General features: G+C 68.7%; 25 protein-coding genes. 12 read left to right on the top strand and 13 right to left on the bottom strand.

Going from position 1 to position 22,591, the window contains the following annotated elements:
* A complete protein-coding gene (locus K5880_RS09075; RefSeq protein WP_297650939.1) occupies nucleotides 1–603 on the top strand; it encodes a 3'-5' exonuclease in 603 nt (200 codons plus the stop codon).
* Nucleotides 604–615: 12 nt separating this feature from the next.
* On the opposite strand, the gene K5880_RS09070 is transcribed toward K5880_RS09075, so the two are convergent.
* Both K5880_RS09070 and K5880_RS09065 read right to left on the bottom strand, forming a co-directional pair.
* The gene (locus K5880_RS09070) at nucleotides 616–828 is read right to left on the bottom strand and encodes a DUF3820 family protein (protein WP_297650937.1); all 213 of its coding nucleotides are present in this window, start codon (nucleotides 826–828) and stop codon (nucleotides 616–618) included.
* Nucleotides 825–1,655 carry an alpha/beta hydrolase gene (locus K5880_RS09065; protein ID WP_297650935.1) on the bottom strand — a complete coding sequence of 277 codons (831 nt, stop codon included), beginning with the start codon at nucleotides 1,653–1,655 and terminating at the stop codon, nucleotides 825–827. The genes K5880_RS09070 and K5880_RS09065 overlap by 4 nt, the downstream gene beginning before the upstream one ends.
* A 171-nt stretch (nucleotides 1,656–1,826) precedes the next feature.
* Here K5880_RS09065 and K5880_RS09060 point away from each other — a divergent pair, with 171 nt between their 5' ends.
* Nucleotides 1,827–3,530: an AMP-binding protein gene (locus K5880_RS09060; RefSeq protein ID WP_297650933.1), complete on the top strand. Its 1,704-nt coding sequence runs from the start codon at nucleotides 1,827–1,829 to the stop codon at nucleotides 3,528–3,530.
* Between the two features lie 30 nt (nucleotides 3,531–3,560).
* Here the strand turns inward: K5880_RS09060 and K5880_RS09055 are convergent, their stop codons facing one another.
* From K5880_RS09055 to K5880_RS09035, 5 genes are read right to left on the bottom strand one after another with little or no spacing between them, the layout of a single operon-like run.
* A complete protein-coding gene (locus K5880_RS09055; RefSeq protein ID WP_297650931.1) occupies nucleotides 3,561–4,481 on the bottom strand; it encodes an MBL fold metallo-hydrolase in 921 nt (306 codons plus the stop codon).
* Nucleotides 4,482–4,491: 10 nt separating this feature from the next.
* Nucleotides 4,492–4,947 carry a chromate resistance protein ChrB domain-containing protein gene (locus K5880_RS09050; protein ID WP_297650929.1) on the bottom strand — a complete coding sequence of 152 codons (456 nt, stop codon included), beginning with the start codon at nucleotides 4,945–4,947 and terminating at the stop codon, nucleotides 4,492–4,494.
* Entirely contained in the window at nucleotides 4,944–5,642 is a 699-nt protein-coding gene (locus tag K5880_RS09045) for a rhodanese-like domain-containing protein (protein WP_297650927.1), read from the bottom strand. The genes K5880_RS09050 and K5880_RS09045 overlap by 4 nt, the downstream gene beginning before the upstream one ends.
* A 10-nt stretch (nucleotides 5,643–5,652) precedes the next feature.
* Nucleotides 5,653–6,999 (bottom strand): chromate efflux transporter, encoded by a 1,347-nt coding sequence (gene chrA / locus K5880_RS09040; RefSeq protein ID WP_297650925.1) that lies wholly within the window; start codon nucleotides 6,997–6,999, stop codon nucleotides 5,653–5,655.
* Nucleotides 6,996–7,937, bottom strand: coding sequence for a chromate resistance protein ChrB domain-containing protein (locus K5880_RS09035; protein ID WP_297650923.1), 942 nt, complete (start codon nucleotides 7,935–7,937; stop codon nucleotides 6,996–6,998). The genes chrA and K5880_RS09035 overlap by 4 nt, the downstream gene beginning before the upstream one ends.
* Nucleotides 7,938–8,031: 94 nt before the next feature.
* Here K5880_RS09035 and K5880_RS09030 point away from each other — a divergent pair, with 94 nt between their 5' ends.
* The 7 genes from K5880_RS09030 to K5880_RS09000 all read left to right on the top strand — a co-directional run bounded on the left by K5880_RS09030 (nucleotide 8,032) and on the right by K5880_RS09000 (nucleotide 13,575).
* Nucleotides 8,032–8,385, top strand: coding sequence for a hypothetical protein (locus K5880_RS09030; protein WP_297650921.1), 354 nt, complete (start codon nucleotides 8,032–8,034; stop codon nucleotides 8,383–8,385).
* 117 nt (nucleotides 8,386–8,502) lie between these two features.
* Nucleotides 8,503–9,294, top strand: a complete 792-nt coding sequence (locus tag K5880_RS09025; RefSeq protein ID WP_297650919.1) for a HupE/UreJ family protein — start codon at nucleotides 8,503–8,505, stop codon at nucleotides 9,292–9,294.
* Nucleotides 9,295–9,328: 34 nt separating this feature from the next.
* Nucleotides 9,329–9,679: a DUF6488 family protein gene (locus K5880_RS09020; protein WP_297650917.1), complete on the top strand. Its 351-nt coding sequence runs from the start codon at nucleotides 9,329–9,331 to the stop codon at nucleotides 9,677–9,679.
* 1 nt (nucleotide 9,680) lies between these two features.
* Nucleotides 9,681–10,736 carry a DMT family transporter gene (locus K5880_RS09015; protein WP_297650915.1) on the top strand — a complete coding sequence of 352 codons (1,056 nt, stop codon included), beginning with the start codon at nucleotides 9,681–9,683 and terminating at the stop codon, nucleotides 10,734–10,736.
* 101 nt (nucleotides 10,737–10,837) lie between these two features.
* Complete coding sequence (locus K5880_RS09010) at nucleotides 10,838–11,089, top strand: hypothetical protein (RefSeq protein WP_297650913.1); 252 nt, start codon at nucleotides 10,838–10,840, stop codon at nucleotides 11,087–11,089.
* Nucleotides 11,090–11,264: 175 nt separating this feature from the next.
* Nucleotides 11,265–12,470 carry an aromatic ring-hydroxylating dioxygenase subunit alpha gene (locus K5880_RS09005; RefSeq protein ID WP_297650911.1) on the top strand — a complete coding sequence of 402 codons (1,206 nt, stop codon included), beginning with the start codon at nucleotides 11,265–11,267 and terminating at the stop codon, nucleotides 12,468–12,470.
* Nucleotides 12,471–12,516: 46 nt separating this feature from the next.
* Nucleotides 12,517–13,575 (top strand): TRAP transporter substrate-binding protein, encoded by a 1,059-nt coding sequence (locus K5880_RS09000; RefSeq protein ID WP_297650910.1) that lies wholly within the window; start codon nucleotides 12,517–12,519, stop codon nucleotides 13,573–13,575.
* Nucleotides 13,576–13,604: 29 nt separating this feature from the next.
* On the opposite strand, the gene K5880_RS08995 is transcribed toward K5880_RS09000, so the two are convergent.
* Complete coding sequence (locus K5880_RS08995; RefSeq protein ID WP_297650908.1) at nucleotides 13,605–14,552, bottom strand: LysR family transcriptional regulator; 948 nt, start codon at nucleotides 14,550–14,552, stop codon at nucleotides 13,605–13,607.
* Nucleotides 14,553–14,626: 74 nt separating this feature from the next.
* Here K5880_RS08995 and K5880_RS08990 point away from each other — a divergent pair, with 74 nt between their 5' ends.
* Genes K5880_RS08990 through K5880_RS08980 form a run of 3 tightly spaced genes read left to right on the top strand, consistent with a single transcriptional unit; the run spans nucleotide 14,627 to nucleotide 17,480 of the window.
* Complete coding sequence (locus tag K5880_RS08990; protein ID WP_297650906.1) at nucleotides 14,627–15,589, top strand: PDR/VanB family oxidoreductase; 963 nt, start codon at nucleotides 14,627–14,629, stop codon at nucleotides 15,587–15,589.
* A 28-nt stretch (nucleotides 15,590–15,617) separates the two neighbouring features.
* On the top strand, nucleotides 15,618–16,163 hold the full coding sequence (locus tag K5880_RS08985; RefSeq protein WP_297650904.1) for a TRAP transporter small permease subunit: 546 nt from the start codon (nucleotides 15,618–15,620) through the stop codon (nucleotides 16,161–16,163).
* Between the two features lie 15 nt (nucleotides 16,164–16,178).
* Nucleotides 16,179–17,480, top strand: a complete 1,302-nt coding sequence (locus K5880_RS08980) for a TRAP transporter large permease (protein WP_297650902.1) — start codon at nucleotides 16,179–16,181, stop codon at nucleotides 17,478–17,480.
* A 33-nt stretch (nucleotides 17,481–17,513) separates the two neighbouring features.
* Here K5880_RS08980 and K5880_RS08975 read toward each other — a convergent pair whose 3' ends face one another.
* The 5 genes from K5880_RS08975 to K5880_RS08955 form a co-directional block, all read right to left on the bottom strand.
* Entirely contained in the window at nucleotides 17,514–18,611 is a 1,098-nt protein-coding gene (locus tag K5880_RS08975) for a C4-dicarboxylate TRAP transporter substrate-binding protein (protein ID WP_297650900.1), read from the bottom strand.
* 61 nt (nucleotides 18,612–18,672) lie between these two features.
* Nucleotides 18,673–19,662: a tripartite tricarboxylate transporter substrate binding protein gene (locus tag K5880_RS08970; protein WP_297650898.1), complete on the bottom strand. Its 990-nt coding sequence runs from the start codon at nucleotides 19,660–19,662 to the stop codon at nucleotides 18,673–18,675.
* Nucleotides 19,659–20,837: a CoA transferase gene (locus K5880_RS08965; protein WP_297650896.1), complete on the bottom strand. Its 1,179-nt coding sequence runs from the start codon at nucleotides 20,835–20,837 to the stop codon at nucleotides 19,659–19,661. Before K5880_RS08965 ends, K5880_RS08970 begins: the two co-directional genes overlap by 4 nt.
* A 10-nt stretch (nucleotides 20,838–20,847) precedes the next feature.
* The gene (locus tag K5880_RS08960; protein ID WP_297650894.1) at nucleotides 20,848–21,663 is read right to left on the bottom strand and encodes a citryl-CoA lyase; all 816 of its coding nucleotides are present in this window, start codon (nucleotides 21,661–21,663) and stop codon (nucleotides 20,848–20,850) included.
* A gap of 31 nt (nucleotides 21,664–21,694) precedes the next feature.
* Entirely contained in the window at nucleotides 21,695–22,591 is an 897-nt protein-coding gene (locus K5880_RS08955; RefSeq protein WP_297650892.1) for a dioxygenase, read from the bottom strand.

Genomic DNA, 22,591 nt, shown 5'->3' with positions numbered 1-22,591 from the left:
ATGAACGCGCGCGAACACCGCCCCACGCCCGACAAGGACGAGATCGCCCTGCTTGAACCCTTCGAGCGCCTGGACCTCGATCGCATCTCGCTCGTGAGCACGGCCGCACAGGCCCGCGAGGCCTGCGCGGCGCTGATCGATCACACCGTGTGGGGCTTCGACACCGAGTCCAAACCCACCTTTCACAAGGACCAGGTGTCCGACGGGCCGCACATCGTGCAGCTGGCCACACTGGAACGCGCCTGGGTGTTCCAGCTGCACGAGCCGGACTGCCGGGCCCAGGTCGCAGCCCTGCTGGCGCACGGTGGTCACATCAAGGCTGGTTTCGGGCTGGGCGACGACACCCGGCGCATCGTGGCCAAGCTGGCGGTGGAGCCCGCCGCGGTGATGGAGCTCAATGCCGTGTTCCGCGCGCGCGGCTACCGCAAGGACATGGGCGTGAAAGGCGCGGTGGCGGTGTTGTTCAACCGGCGCTTCATCAAATCGAAGAAGGCGGCCACCTCGAACTGGGCCAACCCGCGCCTGAGTGAAGCACAGCTCATCTACGCGGCCAACGACGCCTGGGCCGCGCTGCGCGTGTACCACGCACTCGGGCTGGACTGAAATCCGCCGCGTTCAGCGCCGCCGCAGCGGCGTGAGCAAGTCCCCCAGGCCGTTGTGGTCGATCTCGTGCATCAGCGCCAGCAGCCGACCGATCTCACCCGCCGGAAACCCTTCGCGCGCGAACCAGTTCAGGTAGTTGCCCGGCAGATCGGCGATGGGCCGGCCCTTGTACTTGCCGTACGGCATCTCGACCGTGAGCAGGCGCTCCAGGTCCTCGGGCTTCATGCGGACGTGGCGGTGGCGCGGTCCAGCCAGGCGCGCACGCAGGCGTTGAACTCGGCCGGCTTCTGGCGCATCACCCAGTGGCCGGTGTCGAGCGCCAGCACCTCGCAGCCCGGTGCCTGGGTCAGTTGCTCGATCCAGCGCGCCGAATGGAACATGAAGGGCTTGCGCCGGCCGTAGATGAACAGCGCGGGCATGTCCACGCCCAGCAGCTTGTCCACCCGTGCCACGCCGCGCAGGCCGCCATGGGCGCCGAACCACTGCATGGCGTACGGATAGTTCATCTGCCAGCCGATGCGCGCCGGCTCGCTGCGGCAGCCGATGCTGCGCGCCATGTAGCGCGACATGCGGTTGGCCAGCCCGGGCCACCACGGTCCGATCTTCCAAGCCAGGGCCAGCCAGATCTGGTAGTACGCGATCATGCGTTTTTCCTTCCCGCTCAAGCCCTTGAGGTAGGCACCCGAACTGGTGTCGCCGATGTCCACGCCGATCACGCGCGCCACACGGTCCGGATGACGGGCGGCGAACTCGTAGCCGAAGAAGCAGCCCCAGTCGTGCAGCAGCAGGGTGACGGGCTCGTGCGGACTCACCGCATCGACGATCTTGCGCACCAGGCCGCACATGGCGTCGACCGACACCGGGCGCGGTGGTCGGGTCAGGTCGTAGCCCGGCAGACAGAAGCGCACGCAACGGTAGCCGTCGCGCAAGGCGGCCACCGTGTTGTCCCACAGTGCGGGCGTATCGGGCCAGCCGTGCAGCATCACCACGGTGTGCGCACCCGCGCCCTCCACGAGCACGTCCACGTCGTCGATCTGCAAGCTGTTGTTCATCGTGCGCAGGCCTCCGGGCGAGGTGGGGTGGATCGGGCAGCGCGCATGGTACCGCGCCGCCTGGCAGGTGCTCCGCAACGGAACAGCGCGGCCTCAGGGAAATCCCGGGCGTGTGCGCGCGGCTGGTGATGGTCATGATGACCGCGCCACCCCACCGCACCGAGGAACCCCATGGACCAGAAACACACACCGTCTGCCTCATACGCCCGGGGCATGGACAGCCCGCCTCTGCTGGACCTCACCATCGGTGCCGCGCTCGAATCCGCCGCTCAGCGCTGGGACGAACGCGAGGCCCTGGTGATTCCCCACCAGGGTGTGCGCTGGAGCTGGCAGCAATTGCTGCAGCGGGTTGACGCCCTGGCCGCCGGCCTGCTCGCGCTCGGCCTGCAGGCCGGGGACCGGGTCGGCATCTGGGCACCCAACCGGGCCGAATGGACACTGCTGCAATTCGCCACGGCGCGCGCCGGCCTGATTCTGGTCAACATCAACCCCGCCTACCGCGACAGCGAACTGGCCTACGCACTGAACAAGGTGGCCTGCAAGGCGCTGGTGCTGGCGCCAGCGCTCAAGACCAGCAACTACATCGAGATCCTGCGCGGCCTGGCGCCCGAGCTCGACGCCAGCGTGCCCGGTCAGTTGCAGGCCGCAGCCCTGCCACATCTGCGCTGGGTGATCCGCCTGGGCGCCGAGCACACCGCCGGCATGCTGAACGTCGACGAGCTGCCCGCCATGGCCGGCGCCGCGCAGCAGGCGCAGCTCGCCGCCACCGGGCCCACGCTCGCGCCCGCCGACCCGATCAACATCCAGTTCACCTCGGGCACCACCGGTTTTCCCAAGGGCGCGACGCTGACACACCGCAACATCCTGAACAACGGCTTCTTCGTCGGCGAGGCGATCCGCCTCACGCCCGACGACCGCCTGTGCATCCCCGTGCCGCTGTACCACTGCTTCGGCATGGTCATGGGCAACCTGGCCTGCGTCACGCACGGCTGCGCGATGGTCTATCCGTCCGAGGCCTTCGACCCACAGGCCGTGCTGCGCACCGTGCAGGCCGAGCGCTGCACCGCGCTCTATGGCGTGCCCACGATGTTCATCGCGGCGCTGGACCATCCGGAATTCGCCGCCACCGACCTCTCCAGCCTGCGCACCGGCATCATGGCCGGCTCGCCCTGCCCCATCGAAGTGATGAAGCGCGTGCAGTCGCAGATGCACATGCACGAGGTCACCATCGCCTACGGCATGACCGAGACCTCGCCCGTGTCCACGCAGAGCGCGGTGGACGACCCGGTGGACCGGCGCGTCTCCACGGTGGGCCGGGTGCAGCCGCACCTGGAGGTGCGGATCGTCGACGCCGACAACCGCGCGGTGCCGCGCGGCGTGGTCGGTGAACTCTGCACGCGCGGCTACTCGGTGATGCAGGGCTACTGGGACGACCCGGAGAAGACGCGCGAGGCCATCGACGCCGAGGGCTGGATGCACACGGGCGACCTCGCGACCATGGACGCCGAGGGGTATGTGAACATCGTCGGCCGCCTCAAGGACATGGTGATCCGCGGGGGCGAGAACGTCTACCCGCGCGAGATCGAGGAGTTCTACTACAGCCACCCCAAGGTGCAGGACGTGCAGGTGGTCGGGGTACCCGACGCGAAGTACGGCGAGGTGCTGTGTGCCTGCGTGGTGCTCAAGCCCGGCGAGAAGGCCAGCATGCAGGAGCTGCAGGACTTCGCGCGCGGCCGCATCGCGCACTACAAGGTGCCGGCCTACGTCGAGTTCGTCGACGCCTTTCCCATGACCATCACCGGCAAGATCCAGAAGTTCGTGCTGCGCGACGCGATGACGAAAAAGCTGGGCCTGCGCAACGTGGTCACTGCCTGACACCGGCCCGCCCGTTCCAGCCGGGGCGCGTCATTCGCGTTCCATCTCCAGGTACACCCGGTTGGCGTTGCCGGGCATGAGTTCGGCTGCGTTGAGCAGCTTCTCGAACGGCCGGCCGTCAAAACTGCGCACCGCGACGCCGATATCGTCCAGCCGGCTCACCGCCTGTGCCATGTGGGCGCGCAGTGCCAGCAGATAGTCCCGCGTGTGGGCCTGCGCCGTCGAGAGATCGGTCACCGGTCCATGCCCGGGCACGATGTGCGCCGGCGCCAGCGGTTCAATCAGCGCAAACGTCTCCAGCCAGTGGCGCGTGTGACTCACCGGCAGCACACCCAGCAGCCGTTGCACATAGACGATATCGCCGGTGAACAGCACCCGGCTTCCCGGCAGCCACACCATCATGTCGCCCGGTGTGTGGCCACCGCCCCGGTGCCGCAGCTCGAACACCACGCCACCCAGATCGATGCGGCTGTCGTCTGCATCGATCCAGCGGGTGGCGAGCGTCGGCACCGTGCCCGAGGCCTTGTCACCCAGCACGCTGCGCAGCGCGGCCAGCTGGTCGCCACCGCGGGAGCGCATGTCGGGCGCGGCGTTGGCGTGCGCGATCAGCTCGGCCCCCTGCGATGCGAAGTAGCCGTTGCCCAGCCAGCGGTGGTCCTGCCCGCCGGTGTTGATGACCCAGCGCACCGGCTGCGCCGTCACCGCCCGCACCGCGTCATGGATGCGGCGCGCGCTCTGGTGCGTTGCGCCACTGTCGATCAGCACCGCGCCCTGCGGCGTGACCACGAGCCCGATATTGGCGTTGAGCCCTTCGTTGTCGGCGCTGCGCCCGCCCAGGTCACCGATGTGGGCGTACACGCCCGGTGCGACGGGCTCGAACTTCACATCCAGTGCGTGGCACAGGGCCGCGCTGCACAGCGCAAGAGCGCCCAGCCAGATTTTTTTGTTCATGGGGTCCGATTCATGGCATGACCGGTGGCCATGCGTGGGTTTCTTCCTGGGCATCGCGGCACCAGGCGTAGAGGGCGTCGTACAGCACCATGCCATGACGCAGCATCTCGTGGTCGTCCGAGAACACAAGCGACAGGCCCAGCGATATCGCAAAGAGGCCGGCCGACTGCGGCGTGAGATCGGGCCGCGAGGTGTCGGCACCGCGCACGATGGCAGCCAGCCGGGCCAGCGCCGGATCGTCCAGCCGGTGCTTCGACAGGAAGGCGTCGAAACTGCACAACTCCCCCACGTGGCTCATTTCCACGCCCGGGATGTCGTAGGGCGTGGCACCCGTCGCCGTGGCCACGCGCAGCACCTCACCCGCCGGCACGTAGAGGAACTCGGCCGCCGGGTCGATGAAACGCTGGATCAGCCAGGGGCAGGCGATGCGGTCGATCTTGGGGCGTTCGCGGGTAACCCATTTCATGGTGCATTCTCCTTCGCCACCAGGGCCTGCCCGGCGGCCTTCCAGCCCTCCAGACCGCCGCGCAGGTAACGCGCGTCCACCCCGGCCGCACGCAGGCGCAGCGCCGTGGCCCGGCTCACTTCGTGGCCATGAACGCAATAGACCACCACGGCTTGGTCCCGGGGCAGGTCGGTGGCCCATTGCCCCACGGCGGCGGGGTCGTGCCAGCGCGCGCCCGCCATCATCTGCGTGGCCTGCTCGAACACCCCGGCCCGGCGCACGTCGATCACCAGCGCGCCCGAAATGTCCGCGGGGACACAGCCGAAGGGCTCGCTCGCCGCATGCACCGCCGCCTGGTATCGCGCGTACACGCCGGCCCAGTCGATGCGGTCCAGCCCGGCGCCGGCCGGTGCGTGGCGGTCCAGTGCCAGCAGCGGCACACCGCCGTCCGGCCATCCGGCGTCGGGGGCCACGCCCAGGTTTTCCAGACGCCCCTCGCACGGCAGAAACGTCAGCAAGGCCCAGCGCGCATCCACGCCATGCGCGGTGAGCAAGGCAACAAAGTCTTCGCGCCAGCGCTCGAAGCCGCCGAAGTTCGCGTCCAGTGCGAGCCTCATCGCGGACTCCATGGTCTGGCCGTCGCCGCCCAGGCTGCCGAGGTGGAGCTCGTGCAGCTGCATGACGCCAGAGGCAAACGGCAAAGTATTCAGGTTCATGGTGTTCCGATCAGCGCAGCCACAAGGACACCACCAGCCCGGCGGCCGCGCAGGCACCGAGCAGGGGCAACACACCCAGCTTGAAACGGAACAGCGCCAGCGCCGCGGCCACGGCGATCACCGCCGAACCGGTGTCGAAAGCACCGTCGAAACCCTGCGGCCACAGCACGTGGTACGCGAAGAACAGCGCCAGGTTGAGGATCACGCCCACCACCGCCGCCGTGATCGCCGACAGTGGCGCGGTGAAACCCAGCCGGCCGTGCGTGGCCTCCACCGCCGGTCCGCCCGCCAGGATGAAGATGAACGAGGGCAGGAAGGTGAAGAAGGTCACCACAGTGGCAGCCAGCGCGGCGCCCAGGAAGAGCGCGTCCGGCCCCAGCACGGCCTTGACCCAGCCGCCCACGAAGCCCACAAAGGCCACCACCATGATCAGTGGGCCCGGCGTGGTCTCGCCCAGCGCCAGCCCGTCGATCATCTGCGCGCCACTGAGCCACTGGTGCGTGTCCACCGCGCCCTGGTAGACGTAAGGCAGCACCGCGTAGGCACCGCCAAAGGTGAGCAGCGCGGCCTTGGTGAAGAACCAGCCCATCTGCGTGAGCGTGCCCTGCACGCCCTGTGTCCACAGCAGCAGCGCCATGGCCAGCAGCCACAGGCCCGCGCCGGCCGCGAGCACCTTCAGCAGATGCCGCCTCGAAAAGCGCGCGTGCACCGGCGTGGGCGTGTCGTCGTCGATCAGGGCCAGGCCGTAGCCCGCTACCGCCGCGCCATGCCCACCGCCGAGCGCGAACACTTGCGGCCAGCGCCGCGCGCCAAAGTGACCGATGAGGCCGGCGGCCAGCACGATGGCGGGAAACGGCGTGTTGAACGCGAAGATGGCCACAAAGGCCGCGGCCGCGATGCCCCACATCCAGCGGTTCTTCAGCGCACGCGTGCCGATGCGGTGCGCCGCGTGCAGCACCAGCGCCGTCACCGCCGGCTTGATGCCGTAGAAGATGCCCGCCACCACCGGCACGTCGCCGAAACGCAGGTAAACCCACGAGAGGCCAATCAGGATGAACAGCGAAGGCAGCACGAACAGCACACCGGCCACGATGCCGCCCCAGGTGCGGTGCATCAGCCAGCCGATGTAGGTGGCGAGCTGTTGCGCCTCGGGGCCGGGCAGCAGCATGCAGTAGTTCAGCGCGTGCAGGAAGCGCTTCTCGCTGATCCAGCGGCGGCGTTCGACCAGCTCGGTGTGCATGATCGCGATCTGCCCGGCCGGCCCGCCAAAGCTGATGAAGCCCAGCTTGAGCCAGAAGCGCAAGGCCTCCAGGAAACTCGCGGGGGCGGGCTGCCCGGTGGGCACGGGGGTGTTCATGGGGTTCTTCCTTCGGTGGGGGTGGCCAGCAGGGCGTCGAACACGCCCGCCGCGGCGGCCAGCAAACGGTCGTCGTCGCCGTGCATCTCGCGCAGCCCGGCCAGCACGGCCTCCAGGCCAACCGCCTCGGGCACCGGGATGCCACCCGCGTCGAGGCAGTGCACCATGGCGCCGATGCGCAGCAACCGGGCGTCGTGGTCGAGCCCGAAGCTGGCCAGCAGCACCTCAAAGGTCACGCGCGCGCCCACATGGCTGAAGCGCGCGCCGTCGAAGTCGAAGCCGATCGCACCGCGCGGCAGCCGCGCCACGTCGGCCAGCCAGACGAACTCGGCCTGTGCATCGATGAAACGCGCTATCAGCCAGGCGCTGGCCAGGCGGTCCACCCAGGGCCGCGCACGGGTGGCCCAGCGTTTGCCCTGGAACTGGCGCGCGTCGAGCGGCGCGATGCCGTGGTCGGGCAGTGCGCGGGGTTCACCCTTCGAGTAGTGCGCATCCAGCGCGTCGCGCAGGTCGGCCAGCGTGGCCTGGGCCTGCAGCGCCGCTTCGCCGGGAAAGTAGTCGGTGCGCTGCACCTCCTCCAGCGCCTGCGCCAGACCACGCCAGCGCCGGCGGGCCACGGCCTCGCCCAGCGCGGCGAGCTCCGTGTGCAGCGCCTCGGCCGTGGTGCGCCAGGCCGCATAGGCTTCCCCCCGGTCGAACAGCGCCAGCAGTTCGGCGCGCTGGCCCTCGTCCGTCGCCTCCAGCCGCAGCACCATGGCCGAGCCGCCGTGTTCGCGCACCTCCTCTGCCAGTGGCTCGAACAGCGCCTGCTGCGCCTCGGGCAGCAGATAAGCCCCGTCGCGCAAAGCCGCGCAGCCCAGCGCCTTGAGCGCGCGCCAGATGCGCACCCGAACCGCGCTGGGCTGGGTGGGCAGGGTGACGAGCAGCATCGAGAACATGCTTTGTAATATACATCACATTAATTGAATCAACAATTACATACGGATCATGGATGATGTCGACGCAATCTCCACCCCGCCTACAATCCGCCGCATGTCGATCCCCGCCCGAGCCCGTTGCCTGATGCTGGTCATGCTGTGGCAAGCCATGGCCTGGCTCACACCGGGACTGCTGCAGTTGCAGACGGACGCGATCGCACACCTGGTGGTGCACACCCAGGACGTCGACCACCACCACCACGATGACGATTCACTGCACCTCGATGCGGATGCCAGCACCCCGGTGCACCACCATGCCAGCGACGGCATGCAGCCCTCCGGCCTGGAGCCGGTGACGACGGCGGCACCGGTGCACCTGCCACCGCCCTTGCCCACGGCCCGCATGGAGGAGGACAGACCGTCCGCCGACCTTGACGGCCTCTTGCGGCCACCCCGGGCACTGGCCTGAACCCCGGCCCGGTGGCAACCGGGCCCGCCTCCCCCTTCCCGTTCTGCGCCCGCCGGCATGGGTGCGACCGCGTTCGCACCCGGTGGCGCAGACCCTGCTCTCATCCATCGGATTCACATGAAACTTCCCTTTTCCCGGCGGACCGTGGCCCTGGGCCTGCTGGCGCTGCTGCCACTGGTCGCCCTCGCACATGGCATTTCGGAGGAAGACCGCCAGCGCATGCTCGAAGGCGGCTACCTCCAGTACATCGGTCTCGGCGCCAGCCACATGCTCACCGGCTACGACCACCTGCTGTTCCTCTTCGGCGTGGTGTTCTTCCTGACCACGTTCAGGGACGTGGCCAGGTTCGTCACTGTCTTCACCATCGGCCACTGCATCACGCTGATCTTCGCCACCTACTTCAAGATCACCTGGAACTACTACCTGGTCGACGCCATCATCGCCATCAGCGTGATCTACAAGGGCTTCGACAACAACGGCGGCTTCCAGAAGCACTTCGACATGAAGTCACCCAACCTCTTGATGGCGGTGTTCGGCTTCGGGCTGCTGCACGGTTTCGGCCTGTCCACCCGCTTGCAGCAATTGCCCCTGGGCGACGACCCCGTCGCCATGTTGTGGCGCATCCTGAGTTTCAACGTGGGCGTGGAGGTGGGCCAGATCGCGGCACTGGTGGTGATGGTGGCGATGCTCGCCGCGTGGCGGCACCGGCCGTCGTTCCGGCGCTTCAGCCACGCGGCCAATCTGGCGCTGATCTACGCCGGGGTGTACCTGCTGTTCACGCAGTTGCACGGCTACCAGCACGACGCACATCCCGACAGCTTCCGCTTCCCCGCCGCCGAGCACCAGCATGCCCACGAAGACATGGCCATCGAGGACACCACCGACGACAGCCGCAACACGCTCAAGTGAATCCCATCCCTCCCCATTCATCCAGGACACCATCATGAAGAACCATTTCATCGCCACCTCCGTTGTCGCCGCCGCCCTCTGTGCGCCCGCCGTTTTCGCCGCAGAAGGCGGAAACTGCCACTTCCATGGCAACAAGCCCGCCGCCGAAGCCACCGTGACCGGCTGCGCCCTCCAGCGCAAGGACGCGCTCGTCAAGGGCGGCAAGCTCGACGCGAGCTGGCGCGCCGTGAAACACGACACGATCGAAACCGTCGATGGCAAGAAGGGCAAGGAGTGGCGCGTGACCTTCCGGAACCCGGCTGCCGCAGACAAGAGCAAGGAAACGCTGTACATGTTCTTCACACCACCGGGCAACTTCATTGCCGCCAACTTCACCGGGCAATGACATGGGCGCGGACCGCCTCTCCAGCCCCGCGCTGCAAGGCGGCCTGCTCGCCCTGCTCGCTGCGGCACTGTTCGGCCTGAGCACGCCCCTGGTCCAGCGCTTCGGGGCGGGCCTGGGGCCTTTTTCCACCGCCGCCTTGCTGTACATCGGCGCGGCGGTCGTGGCGATCGTGTTGCGGCGGCCGGCCAGCCGCGAAGCCCAGCTGCGCCGCACCGACCTGCCGCGCCTGCTCGCCATGGCCGGAATGGGCGCGGTGGTGGGGCCGGTGGCGCTGGCCTGGGGCCTGCAGCGCACCAGCGGCTCCAGCGCCTCGCTGATGCTCACGCTCGAAGCCGTGTTCACCGCGGTACTGGCCTGGCGCTGGTACCACGAGACGCTGGACCGGCGCGTTGCCACGGCCATGCTCCTGCTGCTGGCCGGCGGCGCGGTGCTGGTGGTCGAGCAGGGTCTGGCGGGACGCGTGCAGTTGCTCGGCCTGCTCGCGGTGCTGCTGGCCACCGCGGCCTGGGGCGTGGACAACACGCTTTCGCGCGGCGTGGCCGAGCGCGATCCGGGCCAGGTCGTCTGGGTCAAGGCACTGCTGGGTGCGAACGCGACCACCGTGCTGGCTTTCCTGTGGGGCGAACCGCTGCCCGGTGCGTGGGCCGCGCTCGCGCTGCTCGCGGTGGGCGCCAGCGGCTACGGGCTGAGCCTGCGCTTCTACCTGCTCGCGCAGCGCGCCTTCGGTGCGGCGCGCACCGGCTCGGTATTCGCGTTTGCGCCCTTCATCGGCGCCCTCGGTGCGTTTGCCCTGGGGGAGCGTGCGATCTCCGCCCTGGTCCTGGTGGGCGGGGCCCTGATGTTGTCGGGCGTGTGGCTGCACCTGGCCGAGCGCCACGAGCACCCGCACGAGCACGAAGCGCTGGAACACGAACACGCGCACACGCACGACGACGGCCACCACAACCACACACACGACCCCATGCCCGCGGGCCCGCACAGCCACGCCCACACGCACACACCGCTGCGCCACGCCCACCCCCACGTGCCCGACGCCCACCACGCGCACCGGCACTGAGCGCGTGCCCCTCCATGCAGAATGGCACCTTCGGCGCCAGCGAGTGCCGCTCGCGACAAGCTGCCACCATCGCCGCCAGCGAGACCATCCAAGGAGTCCCCATGACCCAGCAACCCCTGCGCACCGTCCTGGTCTTCAGCGCCGACGACCAGGCCTGGATCCGCCGCACGCCCGTCACCGTGCCGGACTTCTGGCGCGACCACGCGGTGCCCCCCGCCAAGGGAGACCTCGTGCGCGTCGGCGGCCGGCAGTTCCCCATCCTCGGCCGGGTGTGGGAACACGACGGCGAAGGCCCGCTGCTCAAGCTGTACGTGGGCGACGCCCACGCGCCGAGCGATACCACTTTCGGCTGACCAGCCCGGGCCCGCCACCACCTCCACCACGCCGACGCCGATCGTGCGCGGATGGCTCGGTGTGACGGGGTGATATCGGCGCGGGCCATATCTCTTATCCGAAATTCCGACTTGGTTCCGGTCGGGGCGCCTCCTAGACTCCATCGCCACAACGATGCGAAGGAGACCCTGCGACATGAACATCCCCATCCACCCCGTCCCGCTGGACGACGGCACCGGCTACGAGCGCAAGCGCGTGTCGCATGAAGGGCGCCTCACCGAGGTGGGCCGCGGAACCCCCATGGGTGAACTGCTGCGGCGCTACTGGCATCCGGTGGGTCTCTCGTCCCACGCCACCGACACCCCGCGCGAGGTGCGCCTGCTCGGCGAGGACCTGGTGCTCTACCGCGACAAGAAGGGCCGCCCCGGTCTGCTGCACAACCGCTGCTGCCACCGCGGCACCACGCTGTACTACGGCCGCGTGGAGGAAGAAGGCATCCGCTGCTGCTACCACGGCTGGCTGTTCGACGCCGAGGGCCACTGCCTGGACCAGCCCTGCGAGCCCGACGGCGGCGCAGCGCACCGCCACCGCGCGCGCCAGCCCTGGTACCCGGTGCTGGAGCGCTACGGCCTGATCTTTGCCTACATGGGCCCGCCGGGGAAAAAGCCCGTGCTGCCGCGCTACGACGCGCTGGAGGAACTCGACCCCGGCGAGTTCATCGACGTGGACGACACCAGCATCGGCAGCGGTGGTGGCCCCGTCGCACCCTGCAACTGGCTGCAACATTACGAGAACGTCGTCGACCCGTTCCACGTGCCCATCCTGCATGGCAACTTCAGTGGCACGCAGTTCACACCCACCATGAACCTCATGCCCCAGGTGCAGTTCGACGTGACCGATCGCGGCGTCAAGGTCTTCAGCACGCGCGGGCTCGACGGCGGAAAGATCATGAAGCGCACCACCGAAGTGGTTCTGCCCACGCTGCGCGTGGTGCCCAACCCGTACGTGGGCAAGTACGGCAAGGTCGAGTCCATCGGCTGGACGTTACCCATCGACGACACCCACTACCGCATCTACACCGCCGCGCGCGTGACGAAGAAGGGCGAAATTCTGCCGCGCGCGCCCGATGCCGCCACGCGCCCGCGCTGGGACCAGATGACGCCCGAGCAGCGCCGCGACTTCCCCAACGACTGGGAGGCACAGGTCGGCCAGGGCGCCATCACCCTGCACGGCGAGGAGCACCTGGCCACCAGCGACCGCGGCATCGTCATGCTGCGCCGCCTGCTCGCGCGCCAGGTCGATGCCGTCGAGCGCGGTGAAGACCCGATCGGCGTGCACTTCGACGAAGCCTCGGCCTACGTGCGGCTCGAGGCGGGGCAATACGTCGAGCCGACCAACTGATTTCCGCTATCCCGCCCCACCACAAACACACGACAGGAGACAAGACATGCAAAGACGCCATCTCATGGGGGCCGCCTTCGCGGCAGCGACCGCCTGCGCAGGCCTCATCGGCACCAGCACCGCCCATGCGCAGGAGCCGGTCACGCTGCGCTACGCCACCTTTCTGCCGCCGGGTGGCCTGTTCACAGCCCCTGACGGTGTGATGGGTCGGTGGGCCAGGTCGGTCGAGGAAGCCTCGGGTGGGCTTGTGAAGATCCAGATCCTGCCGGGCGGCACACTGGGCGCCGCAGGCCGCAACCCGGGTGCACAACTCAAGCTCGTCACCGATGGCATCGCCGACATCGCCTTTGTCATCCCTTCCACCACCCCGGGGCGTTTTCCCGACGACAACCTCTTCGGCCTGCCCGTGACCGAGAGCGCGGCCGAAGGCTCGCTCACGTTCTGGAAATTGCACGAGCAAGGTCTCATGCGCGGTTATGACGACAAGTCCTTCTACATCATCGGCCTGCTGGTGAACCCGCCCAACGTGCTGCACACGAAGGGCCCGGTGAAAAAGGTGGAAGACCTGCGTGGCCTGCGCCTGCAGGCCAGCGGTGCGGAGCAGCAGGAGCTGGTACGTGCCCTGGGCGCCACACCGGTGGGCACGGTGTCGGTGCGTGAAGCGGCCGAGGCCATCAGCCGCGGCGTGGTCGACGGCACCCCCAAGGACTGGCTGGCGCTGCACTCCTTTCGCATCGCCGATGCGGCCGCGAACCACGTGAACATCCCCATGGGCGCGTCCACCATCATGTTCGCACTCAACCGCGCCAAGTACGACAGCCTGCCGCCCAAGGCGCGCGAGGCCATCGACCGCTTCAGCGGCGAGCCCTTCGTGCGCCTGGCCGGCAAGATGTTCGACGAGTACACCGACGCCAAGTACAAGGTCACGATGGACGACAAGCAGCGCAGCGTGGTCACGCTGCCACCTGGTGAACGCGCACGCTGGGACAAGGCCATGGGCACGGTGGTGGAGCAGTGGCGCCAACGCGATACCGCCAACGAGCGCCTGTGGCAGGCCTTCACAACGACGCGCACGAAGGTGCGCGGCGAACTGGGCATGAAGTGAGGCAAGCCGGGCACGGGCCCGGCGTCGGCTCAGGAGGGGACTGGTTCGGTGGCGGCGGCGTGCGCCGCCACCTGCACGATTTCCTCGCGCAGCCAGCGCAGGCCCGGATCGTCCTCGGTACCACGGTCCCAGTACAGGCAGGAACGGTAGCCCTCCAGGTGCACCGGCAGCGGCAAGCTCTGAAGCCGGTCGCCGAACAGGCGTGCCAGCCGGGCGGGAAACACAGAAATCATGTCGCTGCGCGACACCACATCGGCCGCCTGGTCGAAGCTAGGCATGGACAGACGCACCAGACAGTGGCGTCCGTAGCGCGCCACGCTGTCCTCCAGCACGCTCTCGATGTTGGGATACCGAAAACCGAAGAACACATGCGGCCATTTGCAGAACGCTTCCACCGGGTCTTCCGTGCCCGTGAACCCCGGGTGCCCCTTGCGCGTGACGAGGACAAAGTGCTCCTCGAACAGAACCGCCGAGTTAAGGCCGGATCGCATGCTGGGCGCTGGCGCGCAGCCCAGGTCGACATCGCCGCGGCGGATGCGCTCGAACAGGTTGTGAAACTGCGGAGGCTCCCAGGCGATGCGCACACTCGCCTGCATGGTCTGAAGCCGCGACATCAGCGGCGCCAGGATCAGGCGGCTGCTGTAGTCGCTGCCAGCGATGCGGAAGATGCGATCGGAGCTCGTAGGATCGAAGCGGTGGCCGTTCTCCAGCAGGTGGCTCATGCGCATCAACAGGTCGGCCACCTGATCGGCCATGGAAAGGGCCAGCGGCGTGGGCGACACGCCATGCGGCGTGCGCTTGAACAGCGGGTCACCGAAGGTGCGGCGCAGTTTGGCAAGAGAGCCGCTCACCGCGGGCTGGCTCAGGAACAGGCGCGCCGCCGCCCGCGACACACTGCGCTCGCGCATCAACGCGTCGAAGGTGCGCAGCATGCCGATGTCGAGGGCGCGAAGATCGGTTCGGGAGGGCTTGCTCATGAAAGCGCTGGCGTGTGGGCGTTCGTAGGGGAGCGGCGATTCTGGGCCATAACGCGCTTTCAGGGGAATCGGGCATGACCCTGCCTTCACTCGTGCTGCGCGTGACCGCGCTCGAATGGCAGGCCGAGGGCATTCTCAGTCTGCGTCTGCGCGCCAAAGACGGCGCAGTGCTGCCCTCCTACGAACCTGGCGCGCACATCGACCTCACACTCGCGCCCGGCCTCACGCGCAGCTATTCGCTGCTGGACGGCTGCCCAGGCCCCGAACCCGCCAGCTACCGCGTGGGCGTTGCGCTGGACGTGCGCTCGCGCGGCGGCTCGGCGCACGTGCACCGGGAACTGCGGCCTGGCGACGTGCTCGTGGCCAGCGCGCCGCGCAACCACTTCCCGCTGGTGGAGACCGCGCCGTTCACGCAGCTCGTGGCCGGCGGCATCGGCATCACACCGATGATCGCCATGGCAGAGCGCCTGAGCGCGCTGGGTCGAGCATGGCGGCTGCGCTGGTGCGTGCGCGACCTCGATCACCTGCCGTTTGGCGACTGGCTGGCGCAGCACGCCGATCGCATCGACCTGCACGTGGACGCGCGCGACGGCGGCGTGTGGAACGGCTGGACCGCGCTGGTGCAGGGCCTGCCGGGCGATGCCCACCTGTATTGCTGCGGGCCATCGCCCATGCTCGCGGCCTACGAAGACGCCACGCGCAACCTGGACCCCGCGCGCGTGCACCTGGAGCGCTTCGGCGCCGATCTGCCACCGCCTGACACCAGCGGCACCGTGTTCCAGGTGCGCCTGGCGCGGGACGGCCGCTGCATCGCGGTGGCGCCGGAGCAGACCATCCTGGATGCCCTGCAGAGTGCCGGCATCGACGTGCCATGCTCCTGTCTGCAGGGTGTGTGCGGCGCTTGCGAGACACGCGTGCTCGATGGCTTACCAGACCACCGCGATCTGGTGCTCTCCGAAGCAGAGCGCGAGCGCGGCGACACCATGATGATCTGCTGCTCACGCGCGCGTTCGCCAGAGCTCGTGCTCGATCTCTGAACACAAGAACCACCCCACGAGGAGACCCATGAACGCCATCGACGCTGCGCTGCGCCGCGCCGCCTACCTGCTGGCGGCGGGCGGCCTGTGCCTGCTGTTTCTCAACGCCATCGCGACCGTGCTCGACGTGCTCGGCCGCGCGCTGTTTGCCACACCCATCGACCGCCTCAGTGACATCTCGGGGCTGATCTACATCCTGGCCGCCGCGTGCTGCGTACCCGCAGCCACGGCGCAGCTGCGGCACATCACCATCAAGCCCTTCGAGGAGCGCCTGGCGCCACGTCCCTATGCGATGGTCGAAGGAATCGCCTCCCTGCTGAAGCTGGCGGTATGGGTGGTGCTGGCCTGGCAGCTCTGGGTTCATGCGGCGGAGATGGAAGCCACAGGCCAGACCTTGTCGCAACTGCGGAACGTGCGCGTGGCGCCCTTCTGGACCTTTGTGGCATTGACCATGAGTTTCAACGCCTTGCTCGAAGCGCTCAACCTGCTGCGCTTCGGGCGCGTCGCGCTCGGATGGATCGCGCCGGCGCAAGCAGCGCCCGCATCGCCCACCGACACGCCCAACATGCTCTGAGCAGAGACCGCGCCCATGTCCTCCACCACCATCATCCTGCTCGGCTTCGCGGGTCTGTTCACACTCATCCTCATGCAGGTGCCCATCGGCATCGCCATGATGATCTCGGGCGGTGCCGGCTTCGCCGCCCTTGTGGGTCTGCAACCCGCACTGTCCATGTTCGGTGGCGAGGTGTCGTCCTCCTTCGCCAGCGCCGACCTCGCGCTCATTCCCATCTTTCTCCTCATGGGAAACTTCGCCAGCGCAGCGGGGCTGTCCACCGACCTGTATCGCCTGTCCGACGCCTTCGTGGGCCACCGGCGCGGTGGCTTGGCGCTGGCCACGCTGGGCGGCTGCGCAGGTTTCGGCGCGCTGTGCGGTTCATCACTGGCCACCGTAGGCACCATGCACCGGGTGGCCTACCCCGAGATGATCGCGCGTGGTTACCCGCCTCATTTCGCGGCCGGCACCATCGCCGTGGGCGGCACCCTGGGCATCCTGGTGCCACCGTCCATCATCCTGGTGGTGTACTCGGTGCTGGCCGAAACCTTTGTCATCGACCTCTACATCGCCGCGCTGCTGCCCGCGCTCATGGCCGTGGCGTTCTACGGCGCGGCCGTACTCATCTACGGCCTCATCCGCCGCGACGCCATGCCTGCCGGCCCGCGCCTGAGCGGGCCCGAGCGGCTGCAGGCGGTGCGCCAGTCGCTGTTCGTCATCGCGCTCGCGGGTATCGTCATCGGCGGCATCTACGCCGGCATCTTCACCGCGCTGGAGGCGGCTTCGGTGGGTGCCGTGTTGTCCTTCTCGGCCTACCTGCTGCGCCGTGGCTGGAACCGGGCCGAGGCCTTCAAGCTCATCGGCGACACAGCCAGCGTCACCGGCATGATCTACGTGATGGTGATCGGCGCTTCGGCGTTCAACTACTTCGTCACCGTCAGCGGCGTGGCCGATCTGTTCATGAACGCGGTCAACGCCACCAGCCTGCCGCCCTGGGGCGTGATCGCCATGATCCTGGTGGTCTACGTCGTGCTCGGCGCCTTCTTCGACGAGGTCGCCACCATGCTGATCACCCTGCCCTTCGTGCTGCCGCTGATCGTCTCCTGGGGCTACGACCCGCTGTGGTGGGGCATCGTCAACGTCACCGTCATCATGATCGGCCTGTTCTGCCCGCCGATCGGCCTGAACGTGATGGTGATGCACGGCCTGGTCCGCAACGTCCCGCTGCGGCGCATGTACGTCGGCGTGCTGCCCTTCCTGCTGGCCGACTTCCTGCGCCTGGGGCTGCTGGTGGCGTTCCCCTTGATCGCGACCTGGCTGCCCACGGTGATGCGTTGAGCGACGCGGCAGGCCAAGATCAAGGTCTTCTGCTCAGCGTTCCCAGTCGCGCTCGGGCTTCGCGCCGCGCGCCTTCACAGCGGTGATGTACTGCGACAGCAGGGCCTTGGCCTGCACGCCGCGGCCTTCGTTGTTCTTCACCCATTCCTGCGACAGCGGCGGCAGCTGGTCGATCCACTTGCGGCGGTCGGCCTCGGACAGCGGGGTCACGGTCACCGGCGGGTTCTGCGTCTTCCCCACTTCCACCATGCGGTCGATCGCGGCCTGGTGGCGCGTCACCAGGTCCTCGCCGTGGCGGCGCGAGTACTCGGCACCGGCTTCGCGCATCGCGGTCTGCACCTCGGGGGGCAGCCTGGCCCAGGTGTCCTTGTTGATCGCCAGGCCGCCCGAGAACACCACGCCCATGTTGACCTTGGTGATGTAGGGCGCCACCTCGTAGATCTTGGTCGGCAGCACGCCGGTGGCCAGCGAGACCACGCCTTCGGACACGCCGGTCTGGATGTCGGTGTAGAAGGTGGTGAGCGCGCCGTCCACCGGTGTGGCACCCACGCCGCGCAGCCACTGGCCCAGGATGCCGGGCGCAGAGATCTTGCGGCCCTTGAGGTCGTCCACCGACTTCACCGGGAACTTGGTGAAGATGTCGTAGGTGTCCGAACCGGTCGCGCCCAGGAACACCAGGTTGTACTTGTCCCACTCGGCGCGGAACACCGGGTTCTTCTCGATCAGCTCGTTCATGGCGCCGAGCACGATGCGCGTGTCGCTGGTGACGAAGGGCGTGTGCACGCTGAGCTGGCTGATCGGCATGCGCGCGGGCTCCAGGTAGCTGAACACCCAGCCGATGTCGGTGATGCCCTGCTCCACGCTGGTGAGCGTGGCGTTGGCCTTGTAGAGCTGGCCGCCGAAGGCTTCCTTCCACTGGATCTTGTACTTGCCACCCGCGGCCAGGCGCTTGTCGACCTCGGGCATGAAGACCTGGGGAATGAAACCCACCCAGGGAATGGTGGTCGGGTGGCTGGACGCCACCGTGAGGTTGATCACCTGCTGCGCCAGGGCGCCAGCGGGCAGTGCCAGCGCCACGGCGGCCGCAGCCCCCGCGCGCACGAACCGGGAACGGCTCATCGAAGTTTTCACGCTTGTCTCCTGTTGTGTTTCATGGGCGGTGTGGGCCACCGCCAGGCCGACGGAAAACGGATCAATCCACCTGCGCGCCCGACTGGCGCACCAGCGCGGCCCACTTGGCCACCTCGGCGCGGCCGAACTCGGCCATGGCCGCGGGCGAGAGCGGACGCTGTTCCACCCCCTGCGTGGCCAGCTTGCCGGCCACCTCGGCGCTGGCCAGCGTGGTCGCAGCTGCCTGGCGCAGCCGCGCCAGCGCGGGCTCGGGCGTGGCCGCCGGGGCGTACAACATGAACCAGGCCACGAGGTCGAAGTCGCTCCCCGTCTGCTCGGCGATCGACGGCAGGTCGCGCGCGGCCGCGCTGCGCTGCGCGCTGGAGACACCCAGCGCGCGCAGTCGCCCGGCCTGGATGTGCGGCAGCACCGCGGCCGGGTGGTAGAACATGAAATCGGCGCGACCGCCCATGACGTCGTTCATCGCCATGCCGCCCTCCTTGTAGGGCACGTGCAGCATCTGGCCGCCCAGGCGCGCCTTGAGCAGTTCGCCCGCGAGGTGGCCCGAGGTGCCGTTGCCGGCGGACGCAAAGCTCACGCCCTGCCCTTGCGCGGCGCGCGCCTTGAGGTCGGCCAGTGTCTTCATCGGACCCTGCGCCGAGACGACCAGCATGGTCGGCGTGTAGCCCACGAGCGCCACCGGTGCGAAGTCCTTCAACGGGTCGTAGCTCAGGCTGCGGAACAGCGTCGCGTTGATGGCGTGGGTGCCCACTGTGCCCATCAGGATCTGGTAACCATCGGCCGCGCCACGCGCCACCTGGCTGCTGCCGACGGTGCCGCCCGCGCCGGCGCGGTTCTCCATCACCATGGGCTGACCGAGCTCGCGCGCCATGGCGTCGCCCACCACGCGCGAGATGATGTCGGTGGTGGTGCCCGGCCCGAAAGGCACGACCATGCGCACCGGCTTGTCCGGAAAGGCCTGGGCCCAGGCGGGCAGCGCCAGGCCGCTGGCGGCCGCGCCCAGCGCCAGCAAGGCGTCTCGGCGGGAGGGTCGTTGGAATCGCTCGGTCATGCAGTCTCCTTCTTGGGTGGGGTGTTGGTGTCACCGGTGCCGGCCGCCGGCCAGCCATTGGCGAACAGGGCGTTGTGCTCGCCCAGGGTGGGTGGCGGGTTCACGTGCAGGCAACGCTCGCCGTCGAAGCTGATGGGCGAGCGCACCGTGCGCGAGGCGCCCATCGTCGGGTGCTGCGTGTCCACGAACAGCTGCAAGTGCCGGGCCTGCGGGTCGTCGGGCACCTCATCGGTGCGGTACATGGGCGCGTGCGGCACGTCCTGCGCCAGCAGGCGTTCGCACCATTCGGCGCGCGGGCGGCGCTTGAAGATGTCGCGCAGGACGACGATGAGCGCGTCCTGGTTGGCGATGCGCGCGAAGCGGTCGCAAAAGCGCTCGTCATCGAAGATGTCGGGCTTGTCCATCGCCACCGCCAGGCCCTGCCAGAACTTCTCGGGCGAGGACATGTGCAGCGCGATCCAGTCGCCGCAGGCGCATTCGAGCACGTAGCTCTGCGATACGCTGGGCCGGCTGTAGGGGCCCATGACTTCGCCCTCCGAGAACAGGTGGGTGAAGGCGTCCAGGTTGAAATGCGCCATGGCCTCGAACATCGACACCTCCACCAGGCGCCCGTGCCCGGTGGCGTGGCGCTCGTGCAGCGCGCCCAGGATGCCGAAGGCGGCGTAGTAGCCGGTCATGGCGTCGGCGATCGCCGGTCCGACGACGCGCGGGTTGGCCGGGTTCACCAGCAGGCGCAGGTAGCCGCTGGCGGCCTGGGCCACGGTGTCGTAGCTCGGGCGCGCGGCGGCCGGGCCGTCCTGCCCGAAACCGCTGATGGCGCAGTAGATCAGGCGCGGGTTGAGCGCGCGCAGGCGCTCCTCGCCCGCGTGGATCTGCGCGGCAAAGCCGGGCCGGAAGTTCTGGATGTACACGTCCGCGCCGGCCACGAGCTTGTCGAAGGTCTCGCGGTCCGCGTCCTTGCGTGTGTCCAGCGCGACGCTGTGCTTGTTGCGGTTGTAGGTCTGGTAGTGCGGGCTGTACAGGCCGCCCTTGAAGGCTCGGAACGGGTCGCCGGTGCCGGGCAGTTCCACCTTGACCACCTCGGCGCCCATGTCGGCCAGCACCATGGAAGCGGCCGGGCCGGTGATGAAGGTGCCGTGCTCGACGACACGCAGACCTTTGAGTACCTGGGTCATGCCGTGTGCCTCACAGCTTCTGGTCGGGTACGAAGCCGGCCGGCACGCTGCCGGTGTAGCGCTGCTCGCGCGTGGCCTGGTACGACAGCGCGAAGCCGATGGGCTGCTCCAGCTCCTCGCTCATGTGGGCGATCAGCCCGGCGCAGCGCGCCAGCATGGGCACGCCCTTGAGCGCATTGAGCGGGAAGCCCACGCCCAGCAGCACCGCGGGGATGGCGGCCGACACGTTGAGCTTGAGCGCCTTGCCCAGCACCTCGGGCAGCACGGCCTCGACCGCTTCGGCGATCTGCACGAAACGTTGCCCGCCTCCGGCCTGCTTTGACACCCGGAACAACGCGGCCACGCGCGGGTCGCGGTCCTTGTGCACGGGGTGGCCGTAACCGGGCACGGCCTGCTTGCGCGCACGCCACTCGCCCACCACGGCGCGCGCGGTCGCCCGCAGGTCGTCGCCGTGCGCAGGGGCTGCGCGGTGGATCTCGTCGAACAGGCGCCCGGCGGTTTCGGACGCGCCCAGGATCACCGAGCCACAGCCCAGGATGCCGGCTGCCACCGCGCCCTGCAGCGCGTCGGGCGCGGCGGCCAGTGTCATGCGCGCGGCCTGCACGCTGGGCACCAGGCCGTGCTCGGCGATCGCCACCAGGGTGGCGTTGAGCACGGCGCTGGCTGGCGCGTCGGGCCGTTGGCCGGTGAGCAGCAGGTAGAAGTAGTCGGCGAAATTCACCTGGCCGATCAGGTCCTGGCACAGGTCCTGGCCACGCACCACGATGGCATCGGGGTTGTGGGCGCAGATCGCCGAATGGGGCACGGTGGCCTTGCCAATCTTCAAGGGGTTCTCCGTTGGGGGGTGTGCATGCACCTCAGGCCTGCGGCACGAGGCGGAAGTCGTAGGTGGCGCTGTGGTACGGCACGCTCATCTGGCGGCCGTCTGGCGCGGTGCCGGGCGCGTGCCGCGCGAACGGCACGATCAGGCTGTTGCGCACGCCGAAGACGGCGTCCGAATCGAGGTAGGGGCTGTCGGCCACGAACAGGTGGGTGGTTACGGTCTGGTGGCCGGGCGCGTACACCTTCATATGGATGTGGCCGGGGCGGTTCGGATGCCGCCCCATGCGGCGCAACATGGCCCCCACCGGGCCGTCGTCGGGCACCGGGTAGAACGAGGGCTTGATCGACCAGAAGCGGTAGCGGCCCTGATCGTCGCTGTGGAAGCGCGCGCGCAGCCGCATGCCCGCGTCGTCGCCCATCTGCATGTCGTAGACGCCGTCGCCGTCACCGGACCACACGTCCAGGCAGCAGTTGGCGATGGGCCGGCCTTCGGTGTCGGTCACCACGCCGTGGTAGTAGGCCGGCTCGCCCGGCATTTCTTCTCCGATGTCGCTGCCCAGCGCCATCTCGGGCGCGCCCTCCCAGTAGAAGGGGCCCTGGACGGTCGCTTCGGTCGGCTTGACCGCGCTGGCGCCACGCGCCTCGAACGCGCGCGCCGCCTTGAGCTGGTTGAGGGCCACCACCAGCATGGAGATGCCCAGCGTGTCCGACAGCAGGATGAACTCCTGGCGCTTGTCGTCGCAGGTCTTGCCGGTGGCGGTGAGGAAACCGATGGCCTCCATCCATTCGCTCTCGCTGAGTTCGACCTCGCGCACGAAGGCGTGGGCGTGGCGCACCAGTGCCGTCATCACCTGCTTGAAGCGGGGGTCCTGGCAGTCGGTCATGCGGTCCAGGACCGCCTGTGTGATGTCGTCGGCTTCGAGTTGAGCCAT

The sequence above is a fragment of the Hydrogenophaga sp. genome (assembly GCF_025699295.1).
Lineage (GTDB): Bacteria > Pseudomonadota > Gammaproteobacteria > Burkholderiales > Burkholderiaceae_C > Hydrogenophaga.
This window is presented reverse-complemented; position numbering and strand designations above follow the sequence as displayed.

Excerpts from the sequence above, each read along its gene's own strand:
- K5880_RS08970 (WP_297650898.1), bottom strand. The coding sequence starts at position 19,662 with ATGACCGAGCGATTCCAACGACCCTCCCGCCGAGACGCCTTGCTGGCG.
- K5880_RS09015 (WP_297650915.1), top strand. The coding sequence starts at position 9,681 with ATGGGCGCGGACCGCCTCTCCAGCCCCGCGCTGCAAGGCGGCCTGCTC.
- K5880_RS09045 (WP_297650927.1), bottom strand. The coding sequence starts at position 5,642 with ATGAACCTGAATACTTTGCCGTTTGCCTCTGGCGTCATGCAGCTGCAC.
- K5880_RS09060 (WP_297650933.1), top strand. The coding sequence starts at position 1,827 with ATGGACCAGAAACACACACCGTCTGCCTCATACGCCCGGGGCATGGAC.
- K5880_RS09030 (WP_297650921.1), top strand. The coding sequence starts at position 8,032 with ATGTCGATCCCCGCCCGAGCCCGTTGCCTGATGCTGGTCATGCTGTGG.
- K5880_RS08965 (WP_297650896.1), bottom strand. The coding sequence starts at position 20,837 with ATGACCCAGGTACTCAAAGGTCTGCGTGTCGTCGAGCACGGCACCTTC.
- K5880_RS09050 (WP_297650929.1), bottom strand. The coding sequence starts at position 4,947 with ATGAAATGGGTTACCCGCGAACGCCCCAAGATCGACCGCATCGCCTGC.
- K5880_RS09010 (WP_297650913.1), top strand. The coding sequence starts at position 10,838 with ATGACCCAGCAACCCCTGCGCACCGTCCTGGTCTTCAGCGCCGACGAC.
- K5880_RS09025 (WP_297650919.1), top strand. The coding sequence starts at position 8,503 with ATGAAACTTCCCTTTTCCCGGCGGACCGTGGCCCTGGGCCTGCTGGCG.
- K5880_RS08980 (WP_297650902.1), top strand. The coding sequence starts at position 16,179 with ATGTCCTCCACCACCATCATCCTGCTCGGCTTCGCGGGTCTGTTCACA.
- K5880_RS09075 (WP_297650939.1), top strand. The coding sequence starts at position 1 with ATGAACGCGCGCGAACACCGCCCCACGCCCGACAAGGACGAGATCGCC.
- K5880_RS08995 (WP_297650908.1), bottom strand. The coding sequence starts at position 14,552 with ATGAGCAAGCCCTCCCGAACCGATCTTCGCGCCCTCGACATCGGCATG.
- K5880_RS09055 (WP_297650931.1), bottom strand. The coding sequence starts at position 4,481 with ATGAACAAAAAAATCTGGCTGGGCGCTCTTGCGCTGTGCAGCGCGGCC.
- K5880_RS09065 (WP_297650935.1), bottom strand. The coding sequence starts at position 1,655 with ATGAACAACAGCTTGCAGATCGACGACGTGGACGTGCTCGTGGAGGGC.
- K5880_RS09070 (WP_297650937.1), bottom strand. The coding sequence starts at position 828 with ATGAAGCCCGAGGACCTGGAGCGCCTGCTCACGGTCGAGATGCCGTAC.
- K5880_RS09000 (WP_297650910.1), top strand. The coding sequence starts at position 12,517 with ATGCAAAGACGCCATCTCATGGGGGCCGCCTTCGCGGCAGCGACCGCC.
- K5880_RS08985 (WP_297650904.1), top strand. The coding sequence starts at position 15,618 with ATGAACGCCATCGACGCTGCGCTGCGCCGCGCCGCCTACCTGCTGGCG.
- K5880_RS08990 (WP_297650906.1), top strand. The coding sequence starts at position 14,627 with ATGACCCTGCCTTCACTCGTGCTGCGCGTGACCGCGCTCGAATGGCAG.
- K5880_RS08955 (WP_297650892.1), bottom strand. The coding sequence starts at position 22,591 with ATGGCTCAACTCGAAGCCGACGACATCACACAGGCGGTCCTGGACCGC.
- chrA (WP_297650925.1), bottom strand. The coding sequence starts at position 6,999 with ATGAACACCCCCGTGCCCACCGGGCAGCCCGCCCCCGCGAGTTTCCTG.
- K5880_RS09005 (WP_297650911.1), top strand. The coding sequence starts at position 11,265 with ATGAACATCCCCATCCACCCCGTCCCGCTGGACGACGGCACCGGCTAC.
- K5880_RS09035 (WP_297650923.1), bottom strand. The coding sequence starts at position 7,937 with ATGTTCTCGATGCTGCTCGTCACCCTGCCCACCCAGCCCAGCGCGGTT.
- K5880_RS09020 (WP_297650917.1), top strand. The coding sequence starts at position 9,329 with ATGAAGAACCATTTCATCGCCACCTCCGTTGTCGCCGCCGCCCTCTGT.